The sequence below is a fragment of the Nitrososphaerales archaeon genome, from assembly GCA_032906765.1.
Classification (GTDB): Archaea; Thermoproteota; Nitrososphaeria; order Nitrososphaerales; family Gagatemarchaeaceae; genus DASPPF01.
On record JAJTZB010000005.1, the window covers coordinates 32,624 to 57,499 of the forward strand.

Consider the following 24,876-nt stretch of genomic DNA (forward strand, 5'->3'; position numbering starts at 1 on the left):
GCTGGCACGTGCGGAGGATGTCCGCTAGCCGCCAATCCTGAACATCTTCGTTCCGCAGACCGGGCAGGTGCCAGTGGTCGCAGGCTTACCATTCTTCATGGTAATCTTCTGCGGGCCCTTGATTTCCCGCGAAGCCTTGCATTTGACGCAATATCCCATGGTCATTTGAGATGCCTGTCCTCGAGGCGCGCTTCAGGGGTATAAATAACTGAGGCCAAACTATTCTGTCTCTTTGTCTCACTTGAATAGACTCGAAGTGGGGGACAACCGCCTAAACAATAGCTCAAAATTGCATCTTTCAATCACATTTCTGCATCGTTCTCATCGATTGTGTGAACGAAATTACTCGGCAACGACGCAAGATAGGTAGAAAAGAACAAGGTTCCGCCCCTACCTCCCATGGCAGACCCGAAGGAACCTCTGCTCACTACCGTGGCCAAGGTGGGAATCTCAGACGAGTTCGCTGACTTCACGCTTTACGACAGACTGGCGAAGAGGGTCGCCAACAACTCGTCATTCGCCGAGGTCCTCCGCGAGCTTTCTGCAACCGAGAAGAGGCACTACGAATTCTGGAAGAAGTACATCCCAGAGGAGAAGCCCAAGTTCAGCCGAGCCAAGCTCTACTTGGTCCTACTCTTCCAGACAATCTTCGGGCTCACCTTTGCAGTCAGATACCTTGAGAGACACGAATCCACGGTCATCAAGCAGTACAAGTCCGTCGCCGACATTATCCCAGCGGAGGACAAGGAGGCTTTCAGGGAGATCATAAGAGAGGAGGAGCAACACGAGAAGGAGTTCAGGGGGAGGGTTGAGAGCTCCTCCATCCGATACATCTCGTTCGTGGTGCTTGGGCTCGCTGACGCGCTTGTCGAGATTACCGGCATCCACGCTGGCTCGCTCGGGATCTACAACTCGACAGTGATTGCAGGCCTGGCGGGTGTAATCGCTGGCGGTGCAGCGTCGTTGGCGATGGCCTCGGCTGCGTTCGCCCAAGCAAAGCAGGGATTCCAGGGCTCGGCAAGACTCTCGGCTGTCTACACAGGAATCTCGTACTTCGTCACTGCAGTCATCCTGGCAGCGCCGTACTTCCTGACCAGGGTGATGCTGAACGCGCTCTCCGCGTCGCTCTTCTTCGCAGTCGTGATTCTGGCGCTTGCCACCTACTACAGTTCTGTGATTTCGTACAAACCATTCACGAGGGACTTCGTCGAGATTCTGCTGATAATGTTCGGTGTCACCGCCGCCCTGTACTTCTTCGGCTACTTCATCAGGGACCTGACCGGGATAACAATCTGAGCGACCAACCCAGTCCCGCAGGCTTGAAGCGCAGACGGACACTGGTTCGACGCGTTGCGTCCCCACGACCAGGGTTTCGTTGAGGTCCTCGGCTACAGGCTGTTCTTCAGGAGCTTCGGCAGGGACGAGAGGGGGACTGTGCTCTGTCTCCACGGCGGTCCGGGCGCGACCCACGATTACCTGCTCCCCATGGCCGACCTCTCGAACCATGGTTACAGGGTGGTCTTCTATGATCAGCTCGAGTGCGGCAGGTCCTAGGTCCCGAAGGACCACGCGCTCTTCGTCCCGGAGCGCTACGTCGAGGAGGTCGAGCATTTCAGGAGGAGGATGAGACTCGGCAGAGTCCACGTCATAGGTTCGAGCTGGGGCGGAATGCTCGCAATAGCCTACGCGCTGAAGTACCAGCGGAACCTGCTAAGCATAACCACCGTAGGAGGGCTCCATGATGTCCCGCTCACGGTCAGGGAGATGCAGAGGATGAAGGGCCGACTTCCCGAGAGAGTTGTGCAGACCCTTGAGAAGTACGAGGCGAAGGGGGACTACGACAACCCGGCCTACCAGAAGGCTGCGATGGTCTTCTACAGGAAGCACATCTGCAGGCTGAAGAAATGGCCAAGGGAGCTAGCCTATTCGCTTAACCACATCAGCCGGCCAGTTTACCACACGATGAACGGCCCCAACGAGTTCACAATCACAGGCAACATCAGGTACTGGGACGTTACGGAGCAGTTGCGAACAATCCGCGTCCCGACACTCGTAGTCACCGGCGAATACGACGAGGTGTCGCCCAAGGTTGGGAGAGCAATCCACGAGGGCATCCGAGGTTCGAAACTTGTGATATTCCCAGGTTGTTCCCACACGCCCTTCTGGGAGAACCGCGAGGAGTTCATCTCAACAGTCTCGAGGTTTCTTCAGGCAACCTGAAAGTAACCATGGGCAGACATTGACTCGCGTCTGGTCTAGTTACTCGAGAGCGCCCTTCTTGACTCCGACCAGGAGTCCCCTTTTGCCTGTCAAGGACTCGGCCAGATACTCTGCGTCGAACCCGCTCTGCCGCATCATGGCCAGCATCTCCTGCTTTTCGAAGAACCTCATCACATGGTTCGTCTTCAGATACGAGACGCCTTTGTTCCTCTCAGCGATTAGATACCTTTCGTCAAGGAACGAGAATGCTCCCCTCGCCCGGCCGTAGTCCACCCTAACTATCTTGAGTTCTGGACCTACATACATCTTGACATCGGCCGTTTTGTCTCTCCACTTGGATTTCATTATCCATGGCTCGATAATCAACACGCCGCCAGTGTTGGTGTGCTTCGCGAAGTTGTCGATCGCCTTTCGGACTCTCTTCCTCGTCTTCAGGTAACCAATGGCGCTAAACAGGCAAGTCACAACATCGAAGCGCCTCCCGAGGGCGAAGTCTACCATGTCACCCTGCTCGAACCTCCTCCCAGGCACTTCTCTTCGTGCTACCGCTAGCATCTCCCTGCTGTTGTCGATGCCGACGCACTCGAAGTTCCGTCTCAGGTACCTGATGTGCATCCCAGTGCCGCAACCGACATCTAGCAGTGTGCGACAGCGAATTCTGCCACGACTGCGGACAAGCCGATTGACTTTGATTGCCTCCTTACGATAGTCCTTCCAGTGGTAGATTCGGTCATAGTACTTGGCCAATGGGCCATACAGTCCACTCTCTGTTTTCAGGCTGTCCGACGTTAGGTGGAGGCGACGGAATAAGAGTTGTGTGTGGCCCTCACAACGCCCCAACACGGAGGAGGCGGGTCCGGTGGGATTCGAACTCTAATAGGCGTCAAAGCCTCGCTCTGGTAATCATTTTGGAGATAGCCAAGGCGTGGCTTGCTAGCAATTGGGTTGACTTCTACTTGCGATTCCTCGGGTCGTCATTCTCGTCCAAGTAATGGATGTCGAAAGGTTCGTACCCGTAGGCAAGAAAGACGCATTCCTCTGGACAATCGACAATGTATTGCATCTTCCTAGGTAGGAAGAAGAAGCCACCTCGTCCGATTCTGACCTCCTGCCATCCTGTCCGACGAATTATCATCGACCCTTCGATTATTGCTACCCAGACGTCATTCGTATGCCAATGCATTGGCACAGCGTACTTTGCAGGGAATTTCCCGAAGAAGGCGTAGTTGCCCTCTGGAGGATTCCCGAAGACGTTGAAGGAATGGGCACCTGGAGGAAGAGTCTCCTTAGGTTTCCAATGGAAATCTCTTGGGTTGGAAGCCCGCAATGGGTCGCTTTGTGCCATTATCTCGGGTCCGAAGTTTCGGGAAGATTCCCTTTATTCCTTACGATACCCATTCAAAGGCGGGCCCGGTGGGAATCGCATGGAAAACCGTGGCAAGTTCGGACCTGAACTCTCCTAGATCGACCTTCTCATCAGAACGTTGCTTCTTCCGAAGGGGGCGACTTTCTTGAAGCCCTCGCGTTCGAACATCGATACGGTCCCAAACCATACAGCAAGAGCCCCCGACCGGACCGCAGGGTAGCCTTCGACAAGTCCTCCTCCCTTCTTCTCCATGCTGCGCAAGGCTGCCTTCAGCCCGGCAGTCGCTACTCCTTTTCTCCTGAACTTCCTGTCGACGACGAAGCATGTTATTCTCCAAAGTTTCTTACTATCATCTCCAAGGGCGAGCTTCTTGTATTTTCGACCGGCGTCAACCCTAGGCAACTCCTCTTTCGGTCCGTATTGACACCACCCGACAGGTTCTCCCTTTGCGTAGACAAGAATCCCATGTGAACATCTCTCTTTCACGAGTTCCAACTTATCTTCTCGATTCTTTGCGATTCTCTCCTCTCTAGTCAAGCCCATCTTGTCGGCCCAACTTTTCAGAGAGTGCGGTCTCTGATAGTACATGCACCAGCATCCACCCCACTCGCCGGGCTTTTCGAAGAGCCGCTCGAAGTCCGGCCATGTCTCCAGAGATAGCTCCCTGGTGACCAATTTCACTTCCATGTGACTCTCAACTCCTGTGAACCACTGGCTTAAGGTTGACTTGGTGCTGAAGCGGGCCCGGTGGGATTTGAACCCACGACCTCTGCGAGCTTAGCTCTCTACAGCTTAGAAGGCTGCCACGCTATCCGTACTGCGCTCCTAAGATCTGCGCTACGGGCCCAAGAACCTCGGCCGCCTCGATTCGAGATAAGCTTTTGCGGTTTCCAGAACCCGATTAATCCGAAGGGTTTTAACAGAACTGCGCCGGAACGGGCAGCCTTGGCTGTATCACAGCAGAGGCTCTTTGGTACAAACGGGGTCAGGTTCGTTCCTGGCGTCTCGCACGACCTCGACTTCGTGATAGCTCTCAGTGAGGCACTGGGAACGTACTTCGGAGAGGGGGAGGTCCTTCTCGGTCAGGACGGCAGGAACTCGAGTCCGGCCGTAGCCAACGCAACAGTGGCGGGCCTGATGAGTTCGGGTCGTGACGTGGCAGAGGCTGGTGTGGTCCCAACCCCGGCGCTGCAGTACGCGGTGAAGACTCTGGGCTTCAAGGGGGGCGTAATGGTGACGGCCTCCCACAATCCACCGGAGTACAACGGCCTGAAGGTGATGGGGCCAGAGGGGGTCGAGATACCAAGGCTGGACGAGCAGCGTATAGAGAAGGTCTTCTTCGACGGCGCACAGACGAGGGCTGACTGGAAGAGTGTGGGGGTGGCGCGCCAAGAGCCATCAGTTGTGAGAAATTACCTCAAGGGGGTGCTCTCGAAGGTGAACGCGAAGTCGATATCAGAAAGGAAGTTCACGGTCGTCATGGACCTGGGCAACGGGGCCCAGTGCGCGGCCGCTCCATACCTCGTGGAGGCGCTCGGCTGCAAGCTGATCACGCTCAACTCGATTCTGGATGGGAACTTCCTCGGAAGGGGCCCAGAGCCCACGCCGGATGCCCTGAAGGACCTCTCCCTCGCCGTTAGGTCTGTCGGGGCCGACCTCGGCGTTGCGTACGACGGAGACGGCGACAGGTCGATCTTCTGCGACGAGGACGGCAGAATCCTGTGGGGCGACCAAAGTGGTTGCCTCATCGCCGACTACCTCCTCGAGAAGAACCCAGACAGCACCGTTGTCACCCCCGTGAGCTCCGGTCAGGCGATAGATGTCGTGGCGAAGAAGAGGGGCGGGAAGGTGATCAGGACCAAGGTCGGCAGCGTGGAGGTCTCCAGGACGATGCTGGAGAGGAAGGCTCTCTTCGGCTTCGAAGAGAACGGGGGGTGCATCTACTCGCCGCACATACCCGTCAGAGACGGCGCGATGACAACCGCGCTGATGTTAGAGTGCCTGGCGGCCAGGGGCGTCGCTTTCTCGCGGGCAGTGTCTTTCTCCGTCTCGAAGTTCTTCCAAGCAAAAATGAAGATTGAGATTGAGAAGAAGAAGGTCGGTGCAGTCATGAGGGCAGTGGAGAGGCAGGCGAAGGGAGAGGTCGAGCGCATCGATGGGCTCAAGATATTGACGGACGAGCACTCTTGGGTTCTGGTCAGGCCGAGCGGGACGGAGCCGATAATCAGAATCTTCACCGAGTCCCAGAGTCAGGAGAAGGCTGACGCTCTCACGAAGAGGTTCGCCAAAGTGATCAAGGCAGCCTCAGCGTAAGTGGACCCATCCTGCGTCTTCGATTGGTTTCGTCCCGTTTCGCGAGCGCAGCGTGACCCGTCCGCTGCGGCCTGTCACCCTGCCGATTTCGAAGATCCTCCCCCCGTTTCTCTCCGCGACCCTGCTCGCCCCCGAGAACCTTCTTGCCTTCATCGTCCCGACGATCAGGTACTCTTCCCCTCCCTCAAGGACCAAGCGCCTTGCCGAGAGTTTGTTAGCCTTCGCGAACTCCTCCACGCCATCGGCTGTCGGGAGTGTGTGAATCTCCATCCCGACCCCGCTCGCCCTGGCCAGCGCGTGAAGGCTCCTCGCCAGACCGTCGCTCGAGTCCATCGATGACGTCCAGAAGCCGGCAAGAGCGAGCCCAAGTCGCAAGTTCGGCGTGGGTGAAAGGACGCTCTTCACGGCTGCCCTGCGGAAGCCCGCGGCAGCCTTCGCTCCTCTGATGAGAATCTGTAGTCCGGCGGGTGGACAGCCGAAGAGCCCCGTGGTCGCGACGATGTCTCCTTGCTTGGCTCCCCCTCTCCCGACGACGTGTCCGCCGAAGCCGACCATCGTGCAATCCACCACAAGTTCCTTTGCCTCATTGGTGTCGCCGCCTACGAGTCTCACGGCCCATTCTCTCGATGCGTCCCTGAACCCGAGGGCCAGGTCGTCGATGTCGCGGCTGCCCATCTTTTTGGGGACGCCCAACGAGACCATGTACGAATCAGGTTTGACGCCTTTGGCGGCGAAGTCGCTCACGCACATCGCGACAGCCTTCCGGCCAGCCTGCCTGAACGTCATACCCCTCGGGACGTCGGTGCTCTCCACAAGCATGTCCACCTTCAGGACGAGCTTCTTCCCTGCGACAGGCACGATCGCCACGTCGTCTCCTATCTTCCCGTAGCCCCTCGGAAGCCTTCCAGTGAACCTGAGGACCGACCCGATTATCTCCAATTCGTCTGGCGTGCTACCTGCTCATCTCCCTGACCCTGTTCGAGTACACTTTGACTATCTTGGCCGCCTCCTGCGCTGTCTTTGCCTCGACCGACACCCTCATGACGTCCTCTGTGTTAGAGGGACGGACGAGGACCCACGACCCACGCGAGAGGCGAATCTTCACTCCATCAGTCGTGTCTGCACCTTGGTGTTCGGCAGCGAGCCTCTTGATCGCTTTCATCGCCTTCTGGCGTGGCATCGGAAAGGCGTCCCTTGCCTGCTGGTAGCTCCTCACCTCGTTGTAGAACCCCGGACCTTTCTCCTTCAGACCCTCGATGATCAGGAGCGCCGCGAGCATAGAGTCCCTGCAGTAGTTGAACGAGGCATCAATCAAGCCGCCGCTGCTTCCCTCACCCCCAATCTCGACCATCTCCTCGTGCATCATCTCTACTACGTTCGCCTCGCCGACCTTCGACCTGAACACCTTCCCTCCGTGCTTGCCCACCACTTCGTCCACAGCGGAAGTGGTGTCCACAGAGACGACCACGTCCTTCCGCTCCGACTCGAGCAGAGCGCGAGAGATAGCAAGACTCAGCATGTAGTCTCCCGTCCTCTTCCTTCCGTCGCCGTCCACGATGACCAGCCTATCGCCGTCGCAGTCGAACCCAAGTCCGATGGCGCACCCACCCGCCTTGGTCATCTTCTGGAGGGCGGTCAGCTCGTCCTTTGTGGGGTCAATCTTCCTGTTGAATATCCCGTAGCTGTCGTTGATTGAGACCACATCGCACCCGAGCCTCCTCAGCACGGGGACAGCGTGGGAGATGGCGGCCCCGCCTCCCAGGTCGAGCGCCACCCTGACGCCGTCGAACGAATCTTCACCGAACCTGCGCACCAGGTCGTCGTTGTAGCTGGCCTTCGGCTGGTGCTTCAGCCTCCCTCGCGCGAAACCCCCTATCTGACCTTCCGCCTTCCCGACGACCTTGTCGACGACTTCGGACCCTACGCCCATACCGTCGACGATGAACTTCAACCCGTTGAACTCTGGCTCGTTATGCGACGCCGTGACCATGATGGCTGGCCTCTTCCGGGTGAGGCTCTCCCTGAACAGCGCAGGCGTGGATATCACCCCGTAGTCAACGACCTCGGCCCCGCTGGCCAAGAGTGCGCCTACGACAGCCCTCTTGATGACCTCCCCAGTGCTCCTCGTGTCCCTGGCGATGAGGAACCCATCAGACCCCGTGATCCGAGCGAAGTTCGACGCGAACCTGGCGAAGTCTGCAAGCGAGATGTCTGCGTTGAGTATCCCCCTGATGCCGCTGACCGAGGCGATCATAGGTCCACGCCTCTTGTGATATGCGGGGCGTCATAAAGAATCCTCGACGAGTGACGGCTGGTGGCTCAGCCGCCCACGGGTGCCCCGCAGGAGGAACCGAGCGCGGCATAGTAGATGGCCCTCCCGAACCCGTCGAAGACGAACAGGACTATCTTCTCCACTCCGTCTGTGTCAACTCCATCAAAGACATCGGACGGCAGCCTCCTCGTACCGCCGACCCCGAGAAGCTCCAGCACACTATCGTGAATGTTGGAAAGACGGCATGAGTCATACTTCGATGGGAGTGTGCCCTTCTCCAGATCGAGACGGAACATCTGCGATTGGCCTATCCCACCGGGACATTCTCCGGTTCTGAAACTTCAGCCAGCAATGATACTTGTATGCACTTGGCTATTTCGCCAGCCTGCTTCTTCTCCAGATGACATACGTGAACCCTGCCACGACGAAGACAACAGCGACAGCACCGCCCGCGATGACGTACAACAATCCGGCGGAAGTTGGTGGAGGCTGCGTCGACTGCTGACTTGAAGACGATGAGGTGGACGAGGGCGGCGACTGCTGAACAAAATTAGCAGGCTCTATCAATGCCTGCAAGGGAGCTTGGTTGAAGTCAAACATGGAGAACATGTCGTTTGTACCGACGTAGGCATCTCGCGTTCCAAGACTAGACAGATGGAAATTGGTCTCTGCGAACTTGAGTAAGGACCCAAATTCATACTGCGTGTGGTCAATGTAGTGGGGCTTTACCCATGGAGAGATCACTAGCGTCGGAACCCTGAACCCAAGGCCGAAGTAATCCACCTGCGGTGGAACGACATGGTCATAGAAACCTCCCCAATCATCCCAGGTCAGGACTATGGCTGTTGAATTCCAGTAGGGGCTCTTCATCACGGTGTTCACGAGATACGCGACGTAGTCCATCCCGGCATCACTTCTTGCTGGGGGGTGTTCGCTCGTGTCCATCCCGATGAAGCTGGAAGGGAGTGTGGGAGGGTTCCAAGACCCTGGTATTACCCAGGAGACAGCCGCCAGTTTCCCCGATAGTATGTCAGAGCTGAAGTACTGGGTGCTCTTGATGTGCTCACCGATCAACTGAGGATTCTTTTGGAAGTAACTGAATTCGGGAAGGACGTTCCAGGCGCTGGGCGCGGTGGGTACTGGGTCGCCGTCGTACCAGTTCCAGGATGTGTTGGTCATGGTCAGCTCTTGGGCCAGGGTCCCCCAAGCCAAAGTCAGGTTGTCATAGGGATAGGAGCCTGCCAGGTTATCTACGATTCCACCATTCGAGACAAAGCTGTAGTTGAGTCCGGTCACAGGCCCGCTTGAGCCTGACGCGATGTAAAGGTGGTTGGGGAAGCTGCCACCCATCAGAGAAGAGAAGAAGTTGTCGCAAAGAACGTAGTGATCGGCGTAGTCCCAGTAATACGGAATATCTGTCCGGCCATAGTAGCCCATCGTCTCGGCGTTTCCACCCTGTGCGTTTATGAAACCATCCATCTTCCCGTTGTCATAGGCTACGTGCGCCGCGGACCATGCATTGGTCAGGAGGCCGGCGCTTTCGCTAGTTAGATGATGCGGCAAGTACTTGGAGGTGTCGAGCGTCAGTTGGCTCGGATCGGATACCCCCGGGGGGAGCTCGTCCCCGACTAGGTAAATTGGCTGGCTGTCCGCCAAGAGATACGGGCTGTAGCGAGTGGAGTTCTGCACAGCTGGATTGGCGGGGATGGAGAGACCGGCCGGAAATCCGTTGGCCCCAGGATAGGTCCCGAAGTAGTTGTCGAAAGAGTGGTTCTCCTGCACTATGAAGATTATGTGCTGAATCTTATTCGTCGACGAGCCGGCTGCCATGGGTGTCAAGGAACTCGTGACGAAAAGGGCAGAAATCAAGACAGCCGACAGGGTCATGCGTCTCTTCAAAGAACCCCACGCTTTGTCCCCGTCGGGAATTTAGCTCTATTGCAATCACGCGACCGCCTGCCGCGTCCAGTTCTTGCTAATGGCATCATTGCATTGCGGGTTCCTCGACACCCTTTGGCGCAATAGGTTGAAAGTTCTCCTGCACTTGGACCTTTCCCTGAGCCACGAGTTCGAGATTGTGACACGCAACCAGGTGAATGCCCGACGCCTTGGAGAGTCTTGGTTCTTCTTCGAAGCAGATGGAGGTGGCATAGGGGCACCTTGTGTTGAATCGACATCCTCTTGGCGGGTTTCTCGGGCTCGGGAGTTCCCCCCTAAGCCTGAATCCGAGGAAGCCGGAAGACTTGGTGGGAGTTGTTGAGATGAGGGCTTGAGTGTAGGGATGCTTCGGGGTGGCGAAGAGTTCCAATGCGTCTCCGACCTCGACGATCTTGCCCATGTACATCACAGCGATCTTGTCACAGACGCGTCCCACAACGTTCAGATCATGGGAAATGTAGAAGTAGGTGAGCCCGAACTTCTCTTGGAGGTCAATCAGGAGGTTCAGGAGTTGAGCCTGGATCGAGACGTCCAGCGCTGACGTAGGCTCGTCTAGAACCATGAATTTTGGCTTCCGCACAAGAGCCCTCGCTATTGCGACCCTCTGGCTCTGCCCACCGCTCAGCTCGTGGGGGAACCTATCGATGAAGTAATCAGGGAGCCCCACCGCGGCTAAGGACTGCAATACGAGCGCCCTCCTTTCGGACCAGGGGACGTGGCCGGCAGCCAGGGGCTCTGATATTGACTGCTCCACGGTCCAAGTGGGGTCAAGGGACGAGATGGGGTTCTGATAGACGTAGGAGACTTGGCTGCTCCATTTCGCGCGTTCCTTGCCCTTCAGCGAGGCAATGTCTATGCCTTCCATGTAGACCTTGCCGGCGGTGGGCTCGAGCAGCCTTAGTATGCTCATCCCAAGCGTGCTCTTCCCGCAGCCCGACTCGCCAACCAGCCCGAAGATGGTGTTCTGCTCTATTTCGAAGCTCACGTCGTCAACCGCCCGGACGTACTGCTTCCGAGTGAACGGGAGTCGGCTCACGGGGAAGTACTTCTTGAGTGACTGAATCGAGACAAGAACAGTCGTCTTCAATCACACCTAGTAGAGGTGGCAGGCGACCTCGTGCCGAGGAGCAACAGCCCTGAAAGCGGGGTCCTCCACTTTGCATCGATCAAATGCAAAGGGACACCTCGGATGGAACTTGCAGCCACTTGGGATGGAGCGCAAGTCAGGGACGTTTCCTTTGATTGATTGAAGCTGTTTCGGTTCGGAGGTGCTCCTTCGCGGCCTTGGGATTGCTGAAAAGAGTGCCTGGGTGTACGGGTGCTTCGGATTTGAGAAAATGTCAGAAACCTTACCCGTCTCCACCACGCTCCCTGCGTACATGACAGCAACGCTGTCGCAGACAACAGACACCACATCCAAGCTGTGTGTGATGAAGAGCATGGAAAAGGCGTGTTCACGCTTCAGCCGAGAGAGGAGCTCTAGGATCTGCACCTGAATGGTTGCGTCTACCGCTGATGTTGGCTCGTCGGCCATGATTAGGTCCGGCTGGGTCGAAAGTGCCATGGCTATCATGACTCTCTGCTGCATTCCGCCGCTGAGCTGGAATGGGTAGGATTCGAGCACCTGCTCCGGGTCGGGAAGCTCCACCGATTTCAGACACTCCAGTGCCAGGCGCCGCGCTTCTACTTTGCTCACGCCCCTGTGCAGCTCAAGCACTCTCCCGAGCTGGTCCTTTACGCGGAAGAGGGGGTTCAACGAAGTCATTGGGTCCTGGAAGACCATCGAGATTTTCTTGCCACGGATTCCCTTCAGTCTGTTCTCAGGGAGGTCCAAGATCGAGGTTCCGTCGAAGATAACCTTGCCTGAGCGGTAGACAGCATTGGGGGGTAATAACCGGATTATTGCATAGGCGAGCGTCGACTTCCCCGAACCAGACTCCCCGACGATTCCAAGCATCTGTGAAGGCTGGAGAGAAAGGCTCACCTTGTTCAAAGCATGCACCGCGCCCTGGCGGGAGAGGTAGTCCAGGGAAAGGTCCCTGACCTGCAAGAGCTCGCCGCTGTCGGAGCCCAATCTCAGAGGTGCCTCCTGAGCCTCGGGTCAACCATGTCCCTGACACTGTCGCCGACGAGGTTGAATCCGATGACCAGAATGGTAAGGAAAATGCCGGGGAACAGGGCATACCACCACGCCGTGGTGATCTGGTTGGCGGATTCGGCTATCATCACGCCCAAGTCTGCGGTGGGAGGCCTAATGCCCAGTCCCAAGAAGCTAAGCCCTGCCTCGGCCAAGACCACCGCCCCAAGGTCCACAGATATCAGCACAAGTAGCGGCGAGATGGCGTTCGGCAGAATATGCCCTCCGATTATGCTTCTGCTGCCAACACCACTAGCCTTTGCGACGATAACGTATGGTCTACTGCGTATCTCCAAGGCTTGTGCCCTGGCGAGCCGGGCAAATGAAGGCCACCAGGTCAACCCGAGAGCAATCAGGACGTCGATGAATCCGGGGCCCAGGACGGCCACGATCACGAGAGCAAGAATGAGGTGAGGGAACGAGAGGAAGATGTCCGTGACTCGCATCAATCCCTCATCCACCAGCCCCCCGAAGTAGCCCGCAGTGAGCCCCACGGCGAGGCCTATCGCTGTTGCCAGGAGGACGACAAGGACGGATATCGTTATTGACGTTCGAATGCCGAAGAATACTCTGCTCATTATGTCTCGGCCCGTCTGCTCGGTCCCGAACCAGTGCTCGGGGGAGGGGGGACATATTCCCGCAGCAGAGGAGGGGCAAGATGTTAGGGCGGTCTGCCCCATCCCTTGGGCTGGGTATGGCGATACCCAGGCGGCGAAGACGCCGATGAAGACCATCGCGCCCACCATGATAATCCCAGCCACGAACATCTTCTCACGGAAGAGTGACCGGAGGCTCTGCAGGAACCTCCTGACCAATCTGCCTGTCCCCCGGAAGGACTGCGATGGGTGAGGGGTGGGCTCTGTCATCAGACTGTGATTCTCCTGTCAACCACGAGCTGAATCATGTCAACGGCAAAGTTAGTCACAACGTACACGATACACGTGACTATGGCCACCCCAAGTATCAGGGGAACGTCAGGCGTACTGATAGAGGTAGACGTGGTCCCCACCCCGAGCCCGGTCCTGATCAGGGAGCCAAGACCAGGCTGTAGCACGAAGATGTCTTCGACAAAGACCACGCCTATCAGAGAACCCGCGAAGATAAGGCCGAGGGAAACGAGCACAGGAGCAAGCGCATTCTTGAGTGCGAATTTCGTCTCAACCTCCAGTCTCGGTAGGCCATACGCTCTGGCCGTCCGGATGTAGTCCTGGTTCAAGACACCTATCATTGACGCTCTCGTTTGTCTGATTATGACACCGATGGGGTAGGCCGAAAGCGTTACGAGGGGCAGCACGAGGCTCCAGAGGATCTGTCCCTCCGCCGCAAAATTGCCCGACAGAAGGGCGTCGACGAAGTAGGAACCGGTTATCCTTGGTATTGGGTGTTGAGAGAGGAAGAAGAGGGAGCCACCATACGCGCCTAGAGGAAAAAGGTGCAAGCTTGAAAAGAAGACCAGCTGCAGTATCAGTCCCGACCAGAATTGGGGAAGCGCCACGGCGCTCATGGAGAAGATTCGAAGAAAATTGTCGAGCTTGCTGTTGCGACTTCTTGCTGCCAGTATTCCTAGCGGGATTCCCACGATTGCGGCTATCGTGGCTGCCATCGCAGCGAGAACGAGCGAGTTTGGGAGTGCCTGTGCCACCAGGCTGGCGACAGGCTGTCTCACTACGACCGAGGTTCCGAGGTCTCCCCTGAATATGCTCGACAGGTAGATCCAGAATTGCGTCAACGGCGGCTTGTTGAAACCATACTGTTCGGTTATTCTTTGGATCTCTTCAGGGCCGGGGTTGCTTCCGGCGTATAGGACAGCTGGGTTCCCGGGCAGCAGGTGCGACAGATAGAAGGTAACGACGATTGTGCCTATGACCACAAAGAAAGAGAGTGCGGCCCTTCGAGTCACGTACCAGCCTACGTTCAAGCCATAGTCAACCGTAGTACATTTGGTACCAGAACGGGTAGGCGAACCCATAGTTCGGGTTGGCCTGGTAGCCCATCGTGTGAGGTCCAAGGGCGATGACGGTCTGCTCTGCGAAGAGGGGCCAGCCCGGCGCGGCCTGGTACAACATCACGTTCAGGGCGTTGTACTCTTGCTGTGCAAGTGGCGGGTTGATCGCCTCGTCCACGTGCGCCTTCTGTAGCAGGTCCGTGAATGTTGCATTGGTCCAGTAGCACCAATTGTAGAGAATGTCATGCTGGTAGGGAGGAGGCTGAATGGCGAAGAGCTCGTTCATTACAAGCCACGGGTCATTTGTCGTGCCCACCCAGTTCAGCAGAAGAATATCCTGTGCGCCCGTCGTATTGGCGTAACTCAGCGAACCTGGGGCGAAGACTGTCCGCGTCGTGGAGTTGTAGTAGCCTGCTTTCTGAGATAGCGAACCCCAGTCAGTCCCCTGAATGCTCAGCGTCACCCCCAAAGGAGCCCAGTTCGTCTGAAGTACCTGCGCAGCAACGCCCAGGAAGGGACTGCCCGTGGAGTACGTTATCACCCAAGACGCGTTCAGGCCTCCGGTTATGCCTATCGAGGCAAGGAGCTTCTTTGCCTGCGCAATGTCTCCCTTGGCAGGAAACGTGGGTGTCGAACTGCTGTAGGCAAACTTTCCGGGATTTATCCCACCTCCAAAGAGCAGCCCGTAACCATAGAATGACTGGTTCAAGACCTGGTTGTAGTTGACAGCAGTAAGAAGCGCCCTCCTAACCACAGGGTTGTTCAATAGAGGATGACGCGTATTGAATAGCATCCAAATTGCAGCGAAAGACTTCGAGGGAATCACGTTGATGCCCGCAGACTTTAGCTGGGGGAGATACTGGAATTGGCCGTTAAGGCCGGTCATGTTCACTTGGCCCGACAGGAGATACTGGACAGCCGTGCCCGTTTGCGTAACCCACTTGATGAACACACTCTTGAATTGGTTCGGTTGCCAGCCTCCCCAGTACTTGGAGTACGCCTGAAGGGTTATGCCCGTCGCGAAAGCAGACTGATTGGTCTGAATCACGTAAGGCCCACTTCCATCATCGTGGTACGTAGAGAACCACGTGGCGAGTCCCGAGTCGTTCCCAGGAGATACTCCAGAATAAGTCCAGATATTCGGGCTGAAGATAAACGCCGAGTAACCGGCTCCGACGATAGCAGGCAGTTGCGCGGGGAAGTCCCACGTGATTCTCACAGTATAGGGGTCGAGTGCAGTTACGCTCTTCAGGCCCGCCCACGTGTCGGGGGCGTCTCCCTGTCCCAGCTTGACGGTGTCGAGTATGGAGAAGACGACCGCCGTGGAGTTGAACGGGGCCCCATCGTGGAAAGTAACGCCCTGTCTGAGCTTGAAGTCCCAGACCGTGTAGTTGGCATTGGAGGTCCAGCTCGTCGCGAGATCGGGAACGGCGGTCTGGTTCGGCAGCACAACCGTCAGCCTGTTGTAGACGTTCTGCACTATGTCTATGCTCGGAGTCTCCCTCGGATCCATGTCACTCGTCTGGGAGTTCCTTACGGCGACCAGCACCTTTCCCGTGCTTGGATGCGTACCGCCGCGGGAAGGAGCCAAGAGGACGTAGCCACCCGCTGCTATCAGGACGATGGCCACAACCGCAACTACGATAATCATTCTTGAGATTCCCGGTCTGCGACAAGAGTAGGAAGTTCGCATCGGTTTGAAAATTCAGGGACGGGCGATATAAGTATTGGCGAATCGCCGTTTCTCCTTCTTCGAGTAATCTTGCCGAGAGCGGTGGTCGAGACGCGGACTTTTGGGAAGCGGTCCATGTCTCCGACTGGTAGACGCAAGAAAAAGGAGGGGAAGGTAAGCCTTACCTCGGAGCCGCTGCTTGGGGCTTCGGCTTCCTTCTCATGACGTAGGCCGCGGCTGCTGCGACGATGATTATGATGACTGCTGCTGCACCTATGATGAGTGGCCAGTTGAGGCTCGATGGGACTGCTTCAGATGTCGTACCCCACTTTATTGCGTTCAGGATGAAGGTTAGCCCTTGGAAGGTGATGTTATACGAGAATTCTGTGTCTGCGTTTATCACATAGTTGCCGTAGAACCCAGCGCCAGCGACGATGACCTTGCTGTACGTGCTGCCCTCTGGAATCTTCTCAGCCGCCGCCAGGACGTACTGGCCAGCTGACTGAACTGCCGACACGTACGGTTTGGCAGCACCGTAAAGGCCGACCGTCCCCTGCGGGCTTGTCCTGTAGAGCCAAGTCACCGTGTCACTGGATGGGATTGAGCCAAAGTCGACGTACTTGCCGCTCGACCAGCCTATGACGTTTGTTGTGCCGTGGAACCTGACCTTCTGCGTATTCGCAGTCATGTTGTTAGCCCAGCCCTGGCTGTTGACCCCGCCCTGAGCGGAATTCGCGTAGACCCTGAAGCCCGCCCCAGAGGCACCAACTCCCGGCTGGTCTGTGACTTCGCCAATCTCCAGTCGAAGTTGAGAGCCAATGGCGGTGAGGATGTGATTGGTTGCGCCTACGTGCCAACCCATGTCCGCTGTGTCATTTGACGTGTAGTCGCTGTCACCGCTCACCATCAGCAATTTGTCGCCAGTCTGGAACCAACTTTTGATTGCTTGGACCTCAGAGGTGGTGTAGTTCAATGAAAGGTCGCTCAGCTTGCCGAGAAAGAGCACGTTTACATTCTGCAGGGCGCTGGAACTCAGACTGCCGTTGATCAGACTTATTGTGTAACCGGCTTTTGTCAGGTTGCCGAACAGATGTGCTCGGTCGACCTGCTCATAGGACGGGCCAGGAACGCCGTAAGCTCTGTAGACTGTCTGATTACCCACTTGGACGTGATAGTAGTCGAAGGCCACTACCAGGCCGCTGCTTGCTCTCGCTGGCAAGGGAATGAAGATGAGATAGGAGGCAGAAAGAAAGAGTGCGACGAATGCGATAGCTAGTATCTTGGATTTTTCCATGTCCGACGTGAATCGGAACAAGAAATGGCCTTAAAAGTCTTAGGGGGCGCTCGTCATGCGCGGTTTCCAGCATAGTGCGGTGTCGGTCTCCAACAGGGATTCGACAGGGATGAGTGGAACAAGCTCTTTGAGAATCTCGACTACAACCAATTTGGATTTCTGAAGGAGCGTTGCCAATTTGGAGACACGCTAGTGCCCTCGAGACAAGATGGCTGCAAGAAGCCACGACTGTCTTAGCGTCCTGATGTCAGCGGCGGGCCCGACAGTTCGCTAGGAACCGAAGAACTCCATCATGCTCGGAGCGTTGACGTCATTGGAAGTGAATGGATGGAGGCCCCAGTTCTGTTCGATTGTGCTCAAGAACGAATAGTGGGTGTAGTGAGTGAAAGACTGGTATCCTCTCTTGGCCACCGGACCCGCCCAAACAGCATAGACCCAGTCCGATGGGTACTGAACATTCCCTTCGTCGAAGACGATGAATAGAGCGGCCTTCTGGGTATTGAAGACATTGCTACTCAGGATCGCCGGAACGATGTTGGAAAGGTACTTGTCGCCGAAAGTCATGTTCGAATCATGCATATCGTCCAGGACATTCGGAGTTAGCCACATGAAGTTCGAAGCCGTAGCAACCGACCCCAGGTCCTTCAAAAGTACGTCGTCAGTCTCTTGCGACGTGCCCACAATAGAGTTGGCCTCGACGATGCGTGCGCAACGTGAAGGATTGTCTATGATGTCGTTGAAATAGAGGAACGGGACGTGTCTGGCTAGATAGTTCGTCGGTTGCTCCTCGCCCAGGTAGCACCCTCCGGAGGAGTACAGCTTCCCTGTGCCCTTGGCAGGGTAGTCCTCGACGTAAGCCTTCCATGTCAGACGTGCTGCTTCGAGTCTGTCAACAAGATTAGTCGCATTCTTTGCGGTGCAGGAGCCCGTGTCGCCGGTCGGCCCGCAGTCCGCGGCGCTCCACGGATTGAACTGCTGTCCAGAGAACATAGCGAGATAGTTGGGAAGGCTCGGATGGGCGATCGCTGTGTATTGCATGGCCAGAGAGTAGTTCTTTGCGAACGCTTGCATGAAAGGAGTCGATGTGCCATTGACGACGGCACGAAGTGGTATGTTCTCTAGGAGAATCACCACAACATAGTCAAACTTGTGCGAACTCGGAGCGAACCCCACGACGTTTGCGGTATTCGTTATCACCAAAGTTGTCGACGAAGCAGCGAAGACGCTGCTGAGAAGTAGCGCGATGACAAAAACTGAAGAGAGAATCGCCTTTATCAACTCTCACCACCTATCGTTATCGTGAAAGAGGATATTGGACCGGTCTGCACGCTCGACGACAACCACAGGTCCAACTCCATCAATTCGGCGCCCTTCCCGTTCAGAACAGTTCCTGCCTCGGGCGAGGTGACCCTTCCGATAGCAGTCGAAAGAGTGGAGGTGACGGTCAGGTTCACGCGAATCGTTCCCGTGTTCTCTATGCAGAGGAACTGAATGCCTTCCGTGCCCGGGGCAAGGTTCCCCCAGTTAATAGTAAGAGATGTGTTTCCATAGGCCCCCGCAGGCTGAACGCACGACGACGAAGGAAGCTGTCCTGTCACGGCGACCAGGTTCCCCGCCGTGCTCACGACGGTGGTGGTGTGCTGCGTGCTCGGGACCGATTCGTAGGCAACATACGCAACAAAGACAACGACAACAAGAGCGAACGCAAGAATGATTAGTCCGAGTCTACGCACGTCAAGTACGATAAATTACAAACTGATAATTTAAGGATTCAGAGCGCCTGCAGTAACCACGGGGTCGCTGCTATCATCCGGCCCTAGAACCTGTTAACCAAACTTCACCGTATTCGTATGTCTTTTTGAGCTTGGGCCTTTTGATTTGCAGAAGCCGCTTCCGTCCTCGCATTGCACGTGACGTGGTTCAGGGTGAAGAGGAGCGCTGGCGTCGGAGAGTACAGGCTTGCCGACGTGTTCAGGGGGCTCGAGGCATCTGTCGCCCTGCAGAAGGTCTTCGGCTCGAAGGAAGAGATGTCGAAGATACTGCGGCACCTCAAGCTTAGGGTCGAGGCCACAGATTCGGGGCTCTGGCTCGATAGGGACACGGGCACAATCTGCGTTGGACACAAGCACCTTTCTTCCGCGAAATCGGACTTCATCTACCTGGACATCATACACGTCCTTGTGCACGTCCGCCAGTTCCTAGAGGGGAGGGAACTCTACGACCAAGCGTTCGAATACGTCGAGCGCCCAACAGAGCTCGAGGCCTACAGAAACACGGTAGCGGAGGCCAGGAGGGTCGGGATGAAGGAGGACGAGATTCTAAAGTATCTCAGGATGGACGCGGCCGACGACTCCGAGCTCGGGAAGCTGATGGAGAAGATAGGCGTCAAAGCAAGACGCTGAGAAGAACTCCTCTCGCTTGCGGCTGGCGTCAGAGCTTCCTGGCGGGTATTCCTGGCCTTACTAGACTCTTGAGGTCAAGGATCGAGTCTATCTCCTTCTGATTGAATCCGAGTTCCTTCAGCGCAGTCCTAATCGACGCGCCTTTGGCCAGCCGCTTGCCCAAAACCGTTGCCTTGTCATAACCTATCTTTGGAGAGATCACAGTGATCAGCGCTGGACTGCTCTCGGCATACCCCCTGCTCCTGTCCTTGAGAGGCACTATGTGGTCGATTGCAAGCGAAGCAACCTTGTTCAGGGCCTCCGAGAGCAGGCTGGCCTGAAGAACGACGTTGTAACCAATCAAGGGCACTCCCATCGAGAGCTCGAACTCGCCGAGGGAAGCGGCAGCGTGGTTCGCGCCGTCGAGACCAACCACCTCTGCGCACGCAAGCAGGGCGCTCTCGACAGTGACGGGATTCGTCTTCCCCGGCATGATACTGCTGCCTGCTACCTCCTCTTGGGTGGGCAGGTCAATCTCTCCAAGCCCCGTCATTGGGCCCGAGAACATCAGCCTCAGGTCCTGGCAGAGTCTGTAAAGGTCGAGCGAGACTGTTCTGAGGGCTGAGCTGAGCGAAGCGACGTCCGTAAGAAGCCTCGTGGCCCTGAACTTGTTCTTCGCCGAAGAGAATCCAACCCCAGTCTCTCTGGCAATCTCTCTCGCAACCATTGCACCAAACCTCGGATCTGCGTTCAGGCCCGTACCCACAGCTGTCCCGCCGATCGGCAGCTCCAGAAGGTACCGTGTGCATTCAGTGATTAGCCTCGAATCCCTTCTGAAGGCGTCGGCATAGGCTCCAAACTCCTGGCCCATGGTCACAGGGAGGGCGTCACGGAGATGGGTCCTTCCCGACTTGTAGACAGTTGCAGTCTTCCTCGAGACGGCTCCGAGGCTCTTCGACATCTTTCCCATAGCCGGAAGCAACTTCTCGCGAACGGCGTGCACGGCCGCGACCCTAACAGCGGTGGGGCCGACGTCGTTGGACGACTGGCTCATGTTGACGTGGTCGTTCGGATGAACCTTCTTGCCGAGCTCAGAGGACGCCAGTTCCGCTATCAATTCGTTTGCGTTCATGTTCAGCCCGGTCCCCGAGCCAGTTTGGAAGACGTCCACAGTGACCTTGTCGTCGTGGGATCCCTTCATCAACTGCCTCGCCTTGGACTGGATAACCTGACCCGTCTTCCTGTCGAGCAGGCCGAGAGAGACGTTCGATTTCGCTGCTGAGAGCTTAATCAGGCCCATCGCCCAGATTAATTCGCGAGGGAATCTAGTCCCCGTGTTCAGAAAGACCCTCTTGGAACCTTCGGTGTACTTCAACGCAACACGCTGTCGGCGTCTTGCGCTCTTAAGGATTAGTCAGCAGCGACCCATCCATCCTCTTAAATCGCCTCGCCGCGAAATCATGGGAGTGCCCACTACCAAGCTGGAAGCGATTGCGAGCGAAATCGAGGTCCAGCCCCGAGCCCTCGACGAGTTGATGAGACGAAGGATGAGGATGGCCAGGCCAGGGTCGCTATTCGTCGGCGCTGGAGACTCGTATGCTTGCTCGATCGCAGCCCAGTATCTCTCCCGTGGGCGGTCGCTCGCGCTGGACCCTTACGCGCTCCTCGCGTCTCCGGACTTCGCAAGGGGCAAGGAAGTCTACTTCATCTCAACCTCCGGAAGGACGAAGTCGAACATAGCAGCAGCGAAGGCTGTGAAGGGGATTGCCTTTGGCAGTACTGCGATAACCGCGAACCCAGCAAGCCCCCTCTCGAAAGCAACTCGAGAGACCATCGAGATACCGTACTCGTATGTGCCTAGGACGCCTGGCACGCTCTCCTTTACGCTATCGCTCCTCGCAGCAGTCAAGCTTGCCTGCGAACCCTTCACATGTGGCTTCGCCCGGTTGCTCTCCCTTGCCAAGGCGTCGTCAAATGTGGTTTTCTCCAAAGGGGGGACGACCTACTTCCTCGGGAACGGGCCTGCGCACGCCATCGCGCTCTACTCAGCACTGAAGACATTCGAGCTGTTCGGCGACAAAGCGGACGCAGAGCTGCTGGAGGAATTCGGCCACGCTAACCTGTTCTCGCTGCGGCCAAGGGACACAGTAAACATCTTCACAGCCTTCGACCCCGCTGGCATCGGCAGGAAGCTCGCCTCTGCACTTGGACGGGAGGGGTTCGGTCAGAATCTCATGCCCGTCAAGGGCGGGAACGAGTTCGAGTCGGTCTTCCACGCTGCCTTCTTCGTCCAGACAAGTATTCTCAAGGAGGCTCGGTCGAGGGGAGTAGCCACTCCGTACATCATGAGGTCGAAGAAAAAGCTGAAGCTGAGCGACTCTATGATCTACTGAAGTCCGTATCAGTGGCCGCCGCAGCCACAGGCCTCGGCGTGCACGTTCGGGTTCTCGATTTTGAACCCAGACCTCTGCAGGCTCTCGAAGTAGTCTATCTTCGATCCTCTAATCAGGGTCTCGTTGGTCTTCTCGACCATGACCTTCAGAGCGCCCACCTCTTCAACCACGTCCGCCGGTCCTGGCTGCTTCTCAAGGCTGAGCGAGTACCTGTATCCTCCACTGCAAGCGCAACCAGCGCCCTCGTAGACCTCAATCTTCAGGTAAGAGTCAGCCGCCTTCTCCGACTCGAGCACCTGGTTCAGCTTCTCGGCTGCAACGGGGGTTATGTTCACGAGTGGTTGCAACTTTTGCATTCTTTTCTATAACGTATGTTGTGCGTATTTATACATTTCTTCAGTCAGACCGACTTCGAGCGTAGAATCTCCACGCCCAGAGGGTCACGAATGCAACCATGACGATTCCGAGGAGAACTGACAGGAAGACAAGCTGGGGCCGTTGCTTCCGCCACAAAAATGTCCACTCCAACAAGAGTGAGGACAATCCCCGCGCTAATGAGGTCTACCATCGGTCGAAAGAGCGGCCGTTCACGACAAGACTTTTGTTCGGGCAGCTTCACAATCCAGCCTGCCAATGGTTGAGTACAGGTGGTGCGAGAGGTGCATGGCCCGCACAGAACACGAACTTGTGGTCGACACGCGGACGTACAACCCACGCGGGAGGGGCATGTACAAGTGCAAGAAGTGCGGCAGAATCAAGTCTATGCGCCACCTCCGGCCGAGTTCCGAGATAGGCTACTAGAATTCTCACCTACCGTCGACTTTAACAAGATAGTGTTAATGCACGATTATATAGACTAGGAGTTTTGACATTCATCTTGGCGAAGTCTGAGCAGACCCAGACAGCACCCCCGAAGGTCTTCGTGAGGGAGAGCACTGGGCTCGTCAAGAACGTATCCTTCTTCGACAGCATCGCAATGAACATGAGCAACATGTCGGTGGGCGCCCTCCTCGGCGTCATCGGCATCGCCGGCTTGGTCCCCATGTTCTTCTCTGGCGCTGACATGGCAGGCGTGAACCTCGTCCTCCTCTCGGTAATCGCGTTCGTTGTCTCCTTCCCCCAGATTGCTGTCTATACGATAATGACGCGGAGACTTCCTCGAACCGGCGGCGACTATGTGTGGGTCTCGAGGGTGTTCGGAGGCGCTGCGGGTAGCATCTTTTCCTTCATGGGTTACACGATGGAGACGACAGCGTATCTAGCGCTCATCGTCCTCTCAACAGTCTTCGCGGTAGGTTCTGTTGGCCTCTTCTTCACGTTCGACCCGACGCTCCTTGGCCTTGCAGTCCCGAGCAACGTGCCTGGCGCGCTGCCCGTTGGCCAGTTCCTGGTGGGGGCCCTGATCTTCGCTGCGTTGATAGGGATCAACATCGTGAAGCCGAAGGGCGGGTACAGGCTAGTCTCCATTCTCACGATTTTCGGGTTCTTCGCTCTCATCCTTGCCATGGCGGTCCTTCTGGGCGCAGGCACGACGGGCGTCCAGAACTTCATCAACAACGGGTACATGGCGATAAACGGGACGAAGACCTTCAGTGTCATCTCGAGCCAGTATCCGGGAGGCTCCTTCAGCTTCGGCAACACGCTCTTCCTGCTCCCCCTGATGGCAGCTTTCGTCTACCCGTGGCTCAATGCCTCTCCTGCTGTCGCGAGCGAGATCAAAGGTAAGTCAGCGCTCAGGTGGAACGTCCCGATCTCCTCCATACTCGTCTTCGTCTTCTTGACAAGTTCCATCGGAGTGATGTACTACGTGGCGGGACAGGCGTTCACCAACGCGGCCTACGCCAACCCTACGCTCGTCTTCAACTACTCCTTCAACTTCTGGACGCTCGCGATGGGTGTCTCCAACAACAACATCGTCGCCGGCCTGATAGGGCTCGGGTGGATACTCTCGAACGTCAGCGTCCTCGCCTACGGAGTGATAGTGATATCGAGGTACCTGCTCGCTCAGTCCTTCGACAGATTCCTCCCCTCAAGAATTTCGAACGTGAGCCCGAGGTTCGGGTCGCCTGTCACAGCGTTGGGAATCTCTCTCATCCTGACAGTCATCCTGGTGGCTCTGGCCGCGTTCTACTACGCCGGTACTGCGAGCCTCTTCGGAGCGATACTGGCCTCCATGGTCTACTTCATGTTCGTCGGCCTCGCGGCCGCCGTTTGGGGCGTCAGGAAGGAGAAGGGCGGAATCAAGGCGATACTCGTTGCAGCCGGAATCATCAACTTCTTCGTGTTCGGGTTCCTCTCGTACCAGTTCCTCGCCAACCCCGGTGTCTGGTCGCTGAACAGCCTGACGTTCACGTTCATCGGGCTCTCGGTTGTGTCGGGAGCCGTGATCTACTTCGCCTCGAAGGCCTACAACAAGCGCAGGGGAGTAGACATATCCCTGGCGTACAAAGAAGTGCCGCCAGAGTAGCGATGAGCTCTCCGCTACAGATAGACCCGATCGTCTTCAACGACTGGCACGTCGTCGCGCACTCCTCCTCCCTGCGGGAGAGAGAAATCTCGAAGGCGAGGGTTCTCGGGGAGGACCTCGTACTATGGCGCACGGGAGGGAAGGCCAAAGTCTGGAAGGACCTGTGCGTCCACAGAGGTTCCAAGCTTTCACTTGGCTGGTTCAACGAAGGGATGCTCACATGTTCCTATCACGGCTGGACCTACAACTCGGAAGGGCAATGCGTCCGTTTCCCAGCCCACCCCGTACAGAAACCACCGCCTACAGCCCATGTCAAGACGTACAGTTCCCACGAGAAGTACGGGTAGGTCTGGGTCAGCCTCGGCGAACCCTCTAGAGGAATCCCTGGATTCAAGGAGTGGGACGACCCGCGCTACAGGAAGATCTTCTGCGGACCCTACACCTATCACGCAAGCGCAACGAGGGCAGTCGAGAACTT

27 protein-coding genes and 1 tRNA gene are annotated in these 24,876 nt (G+C 56.7%); 9 read left to right on the plus strand and 19 right to left on the minus strand.

Annotated elements, in window-relative coordinates:
- Positions 1-24 precede the first annotated feature (24 nt).
- On the minus strand, positions 25-165 hold the full coding sequence (locus LYZ69_06430; GenBank protein MDV3278087.1) for a DUF5679 domain-containing protein: 141 nt from the start codon (positions 163-165) through the stop codon (positions 25-27).
- A 234-nt stretch (positions 166-399) separates the two neighbouring features.
- Between LYZ69_06430 and LYZ69_06435 the strand changes: the two genes are divergently transcribed.
- From LYZ69_06435 to LYZ69_06445, 3 genes are all read left to right on the plus strand, one after another.
- Positions 400-1,296 (plus strand): VIT1/CCC1 family protein, encoded by an 897-nt coding sequence (locus tag LYZ69_06435; protein ID MDV3278088.1) that lies wholly within the window; start codon positions 400-402, stop codon positions 1,294-1,296.
- Between the two features lie 54 nt (positions 1,297-1,350).
- On the plus strand, positions 1,351-1,554 hold the full coding sequence (locus LYZ69_06440; protein ID MDV3278089.1) for a hypothetical protein: 204 nt from the start codon (positions 1,351-1,353) through the stop codon (positions 1,552-1,554).
- A 69-nt stretch (positions 1,555-1,623) separates the two neighbouring features.
- The gene (locus tag LYZ69_06445) at positions 1,624-2,220 is read left to right on the plus strand and encodes a proline iminopeptidase-family hydrolase (protein MDV3278090.1); all 597 of its coding nucleotides are present in this window, start codon (positions 1,624-1,626) and stop codon (positions 2,218-2,220) included.
- Positions 2,221-2,259: 39 nt separating this feature from the next.
- Here the strand turns inward: LYZ69_06445 and LYZ69_06450 are convergent, their stop codons facing one another.
- From LYZ69_06450 to LYZ69_06465, 4 genes are all read right to left on the minus strand, one after another.
- Positions 2,260-2,967, minus strand: a complete 708-nt coding sequence (locus LYZ69_06450) for a class I SAM-dependent methyltransferase (GenBank protein MDV3278091.1) — start codon at positions 2,965-2,967, stop codon at positions 2,260-2,262.
- 205 nt (positions 2,968-3,172) lie between these two features.
- Positions 3,173-3,565, minus strand: a complete 393-nt coding sequence (locus tag LYZ69_06455) for a hypothetical protein (protein ID MDV3278092.1) — start codon at positions 3,563-3,565, stop codon at positions 3,173-3,175.
- Between the two features lie 114 nt (positions 3,566-3,679).
- Positions 3,680-4,273 carry a GNAT family N-acetyltransferase gene (locus tag LYZ69_06460; GenBank protein ID MDV3278093.1) on the minus strand — a complete coding sequence of 198 codons (594 nt, stop codon included), beginning with the start codon at positions 4,271-4,273 and terminating at the stop codon, positions 3,680-3,682.
- A 52-nt stretch (positions 4,274-4,325) separates the two neighbouring features.
- Positions 4,326-4,433, minus strand: a tRNA-Arg gene (locus LYZ69_06465).
- 98 nt (positions 4,434-4,531) lie between these two features.
- On the opposite strand from LYZ69_06465, the gene glmM reads away from it, so the two are divergent.
- Entirely contained in the window at positions 4,532-5,899 is a 1,368-nt protein-coding gene (glmM, locus tag LYZ69_06470) for a phosphoglucosamine mutase (GenBank protein MDV3278094.1), read from the plus strand.
- Here the strand turns inward: glmM and thiL are convergent.
- The 12 genes from thiL to LYZ69_06530 form a co-directional block, all read right to left on the minus strand.
- Positions 5,891-6,838, minus strand: a complete 948-nt coding sequence (gene thiL / locus LYZ69_06475) for a thiamine-phosphate kinase (protein MDV3278095.1) — start codon at positions 6,836-6,838, stop codon at positions 5,891-5,893. The genes glmM and thiL overlap by 9 nt on opposite strands.
- 13 nt (positions 6,839-6,851) lie before the next feature.
- On the minus strand, positions 6,852-8,153 hold the full coding sequence (locus tag LYZ69_06480) for a hypothetical protein (protein MDV3278096.1): 1,302 nt from the start codon (positions 8,151-8,153) through the stop codon (positions 6,852-6,854).
- 65 nt (positions 8,154-8,218) lie between these two features.
- Positions 8,219-8,467, minus strand: a complete 249-nt coding sequence (locus tag LYZ69_06485) for a hypothetical protein (GenBank protein ID MDV3278097.1) — start codon at positions 8,465-8,467, stop codon at positions 8,219-8,221.
- 76 nt (positions 8,468-8,543) lie between these two features.
- Positions 8,544-10,070: an alkaline phosphatase family protein gene (locus LYZ69_06490; GenBank protein MDV3278098.1), complete on the minus strand. Its 1,527-nt coding sequence runs from the start codon at positions 10,068-10,070 to the stop codon at positions 8,544-8,546.
- A gap of 85 nt (positions 10,071-10,155) precedes the next feature.
- Entirely contained in the window at positions 10,156-11,196 is a 1,041-nt protein-coding gene (locus tag LYZ69_06495) for an ABC transporter ATP-binding protein (protein ID MDV3278099.1), read from the minus strand.
- 6 nt (positions 11,197-11,202) lie between these two features.
- Positions 11,203-12,183 carry an ABC transporter ATP-binding protein gene (locus tag LYZ69_06500; protein ID MDV3278100.1) on the minus strand — a complete coding sequence of 327 codons (981 nt, stop codon included), beginning with the start codon at positions 12,181-12,183 and terminating at the stop codon, positions 11,203-11,205.
- A 2-nt stretch (positions 12,184-12,185) separates the two neighbouring features.
- Positions 12,186-13,112: an ABC transporter permease gene (locus tag LYZ69_06505; protein MDV3278101.1), complete on the minus strand. Its 927-nt coding sequence runs from the start codon at positions 13,110-13,112 to the stop codon at positions 12,186-12,188.
- Positions 13,112-14,164, minus strand: a complete 1,053-nt coding sequence (locus tag LYZ69_06510; GenBank protein ID MDV3278102.1) for an ABC transporter permease — start codon at positions 14,162-14,164, stop codon at positions 13,112-13,114. The genes LYZ69_06505 and LYZ69_06510 overlap by 1 nt, the downstream gene beginning before the upstream one ends.
- Before the next feature lie 7 nt (positions 14,165-14,171).
- A complete protein-coding gene (locus LYZ69_06515) occupies positions 14,172-15,884 on the minus strand; it encodes an ABC transporter substrate-binding protein (protein MDV3278103.1) in 1,713 nt (570 codons plus the stop codon).
- Positions 15,885-16,044: 160 nt separating this feature from the next.
- Positions 16,045-17,157 (minus strand): hypothetical protein, encoded by a 1,113-nt coding sequence (locus LYZ69_06520; GenBank protein ID MDV3278104.1) that lies wholly within the window; start codon positions 17,155-17,157, stop codon positions 16,045-16,047.
- Positions 17,158-17,427: 270 nt separating this feature from the next.
- Positions 17,428-18,435 carry an alkaline phosphatase family protein gene (locus tag LYZ69_06525; GenBank protein MDV3278105.1) on the minus strand — a complete coding sequence of 336 codons (1,008 nt, stop codon included), beginning with the start codon at positions 18,433-18,435 and terminating at the stop codon, positions 17,428-17,430.
- Complete coding sequence (locus tag LYZ69_06530) at positions 18,432-18,890, minus strand: hypothetical protein (protein ID MDV3278106.1); 459 nt, start codon at positions 18,888-18,890, stop codon at positions 18,432-18,434. Before LYZ69_06530 ends, LYZ69_06525 begins: the two co-directional genes overlap by 4 nt.
- A 171-nt stretch (positions 18,891-19,061) precedes the next feature.
- Here LYZ69_06530 and LYZ69_06535 point away from each other — a divergent pair, with 171 nt between their 5' ends.
- Positions 19,062-19,559, plus strand: a complete 498-nt coding sequence (locus tag LYZ69_06535; GenBank protein ID MDV3278107.1) for a hypothetical protein — start codon at positions 19,062-19,064, stop codon at positions 19,557-19,559.
- Positions 19,560-19,587: 28 nt separating this feature from the next.
- Here LYZ69_06535 and LYZ69_06540 read toward each other — a convergent pair whose 3' ends face one another.
- Entirely contained in the window at positions 19,588-20,913 is a 1,326-nt protein-coding gene (locus LYZ69_06540; protein MDV3278108.1) for a hypothetical protein, read from the minus strand.
- Between the two features lie 91 nt (positions 20,914-21,004).
- On the opposite strand from LYZ69_06540, the gene LYZ69_06545 reads away from it, so the two are divergent.
- Entirely contained in the window at positions 21,005-21,931 is a 927-nt protein-coding gene (locus tag LYZ69_06545; GenBank protein ID MDV3278109.1) for a hypothetical protein, read from the plus strand.
- Positions 21,932-21,939: 8 nt separating this feature from the next.
- Here the strand turns inward: LYZ69_06545 and LYZ69_06550 are convergent, their stop codons facing one another.
- The gene (locus tag LYZ69_06550) at positions 21,940-22,287 is read right to left on the minus strand and encodes an iron-sulfur cluster assembly accessory protein (GenBank protein ID MDV3278110.1); all 348 of its coding nucleotides are present in this window, start codon (positions 22,285-22,287) and stop codon (positions 21,940-21,942) included.
- A 307-nt stretch (positions 22,288-22,594) separates the two neighbouring features.
- Between LYZ69_06550 and LYZ69_06555 the strand changes: the two genes are divergently transcribed.
- The 3 genes from LYZ69_06555 (at position 22,595) to LYZ69_06565 (ending at position 24,745) form a co-directional block, all read left to right on the plus strand.
- The gene (locus LYZ69_06555) at positions 22,595-22,732 is read left to right on the plus strand and encodes a hypothetical protein (GenBank protein MDV3278111.1); all 138 of its coding nucleotides are present in this window, start codon (positions 22,595-22,597) and stop codon (positions 22,730-22,732) included.
- 76 nt (positions 22,733-22,808) lie between these two features.
- A complete protein-coding gene (locus tag LYZ69_06560; GenBank protein MDV3278112.1) occupies positions 22,809-24,398 on the plus strand; it encodes an amino acid permease in 1,590 nt (529 codons plus the stop codon).
- Positions 24,399-24,400: 2 nt separating this feature from the next.
- Positions 24,401-24,745 (plus strand): Rieske 2Fe-2S domain-containing protein, encoded by a 345-nt coding sequence (locus LYZ69_06565; GenBank protein MDV3278113.1) that lies wholly within the window; start codon positions 24,401-24,403, stop codon positions 24,743-24,745.
- The last annotated feature ends 131 nt before the right edge of the window (positions 24,746-24,876 follow it).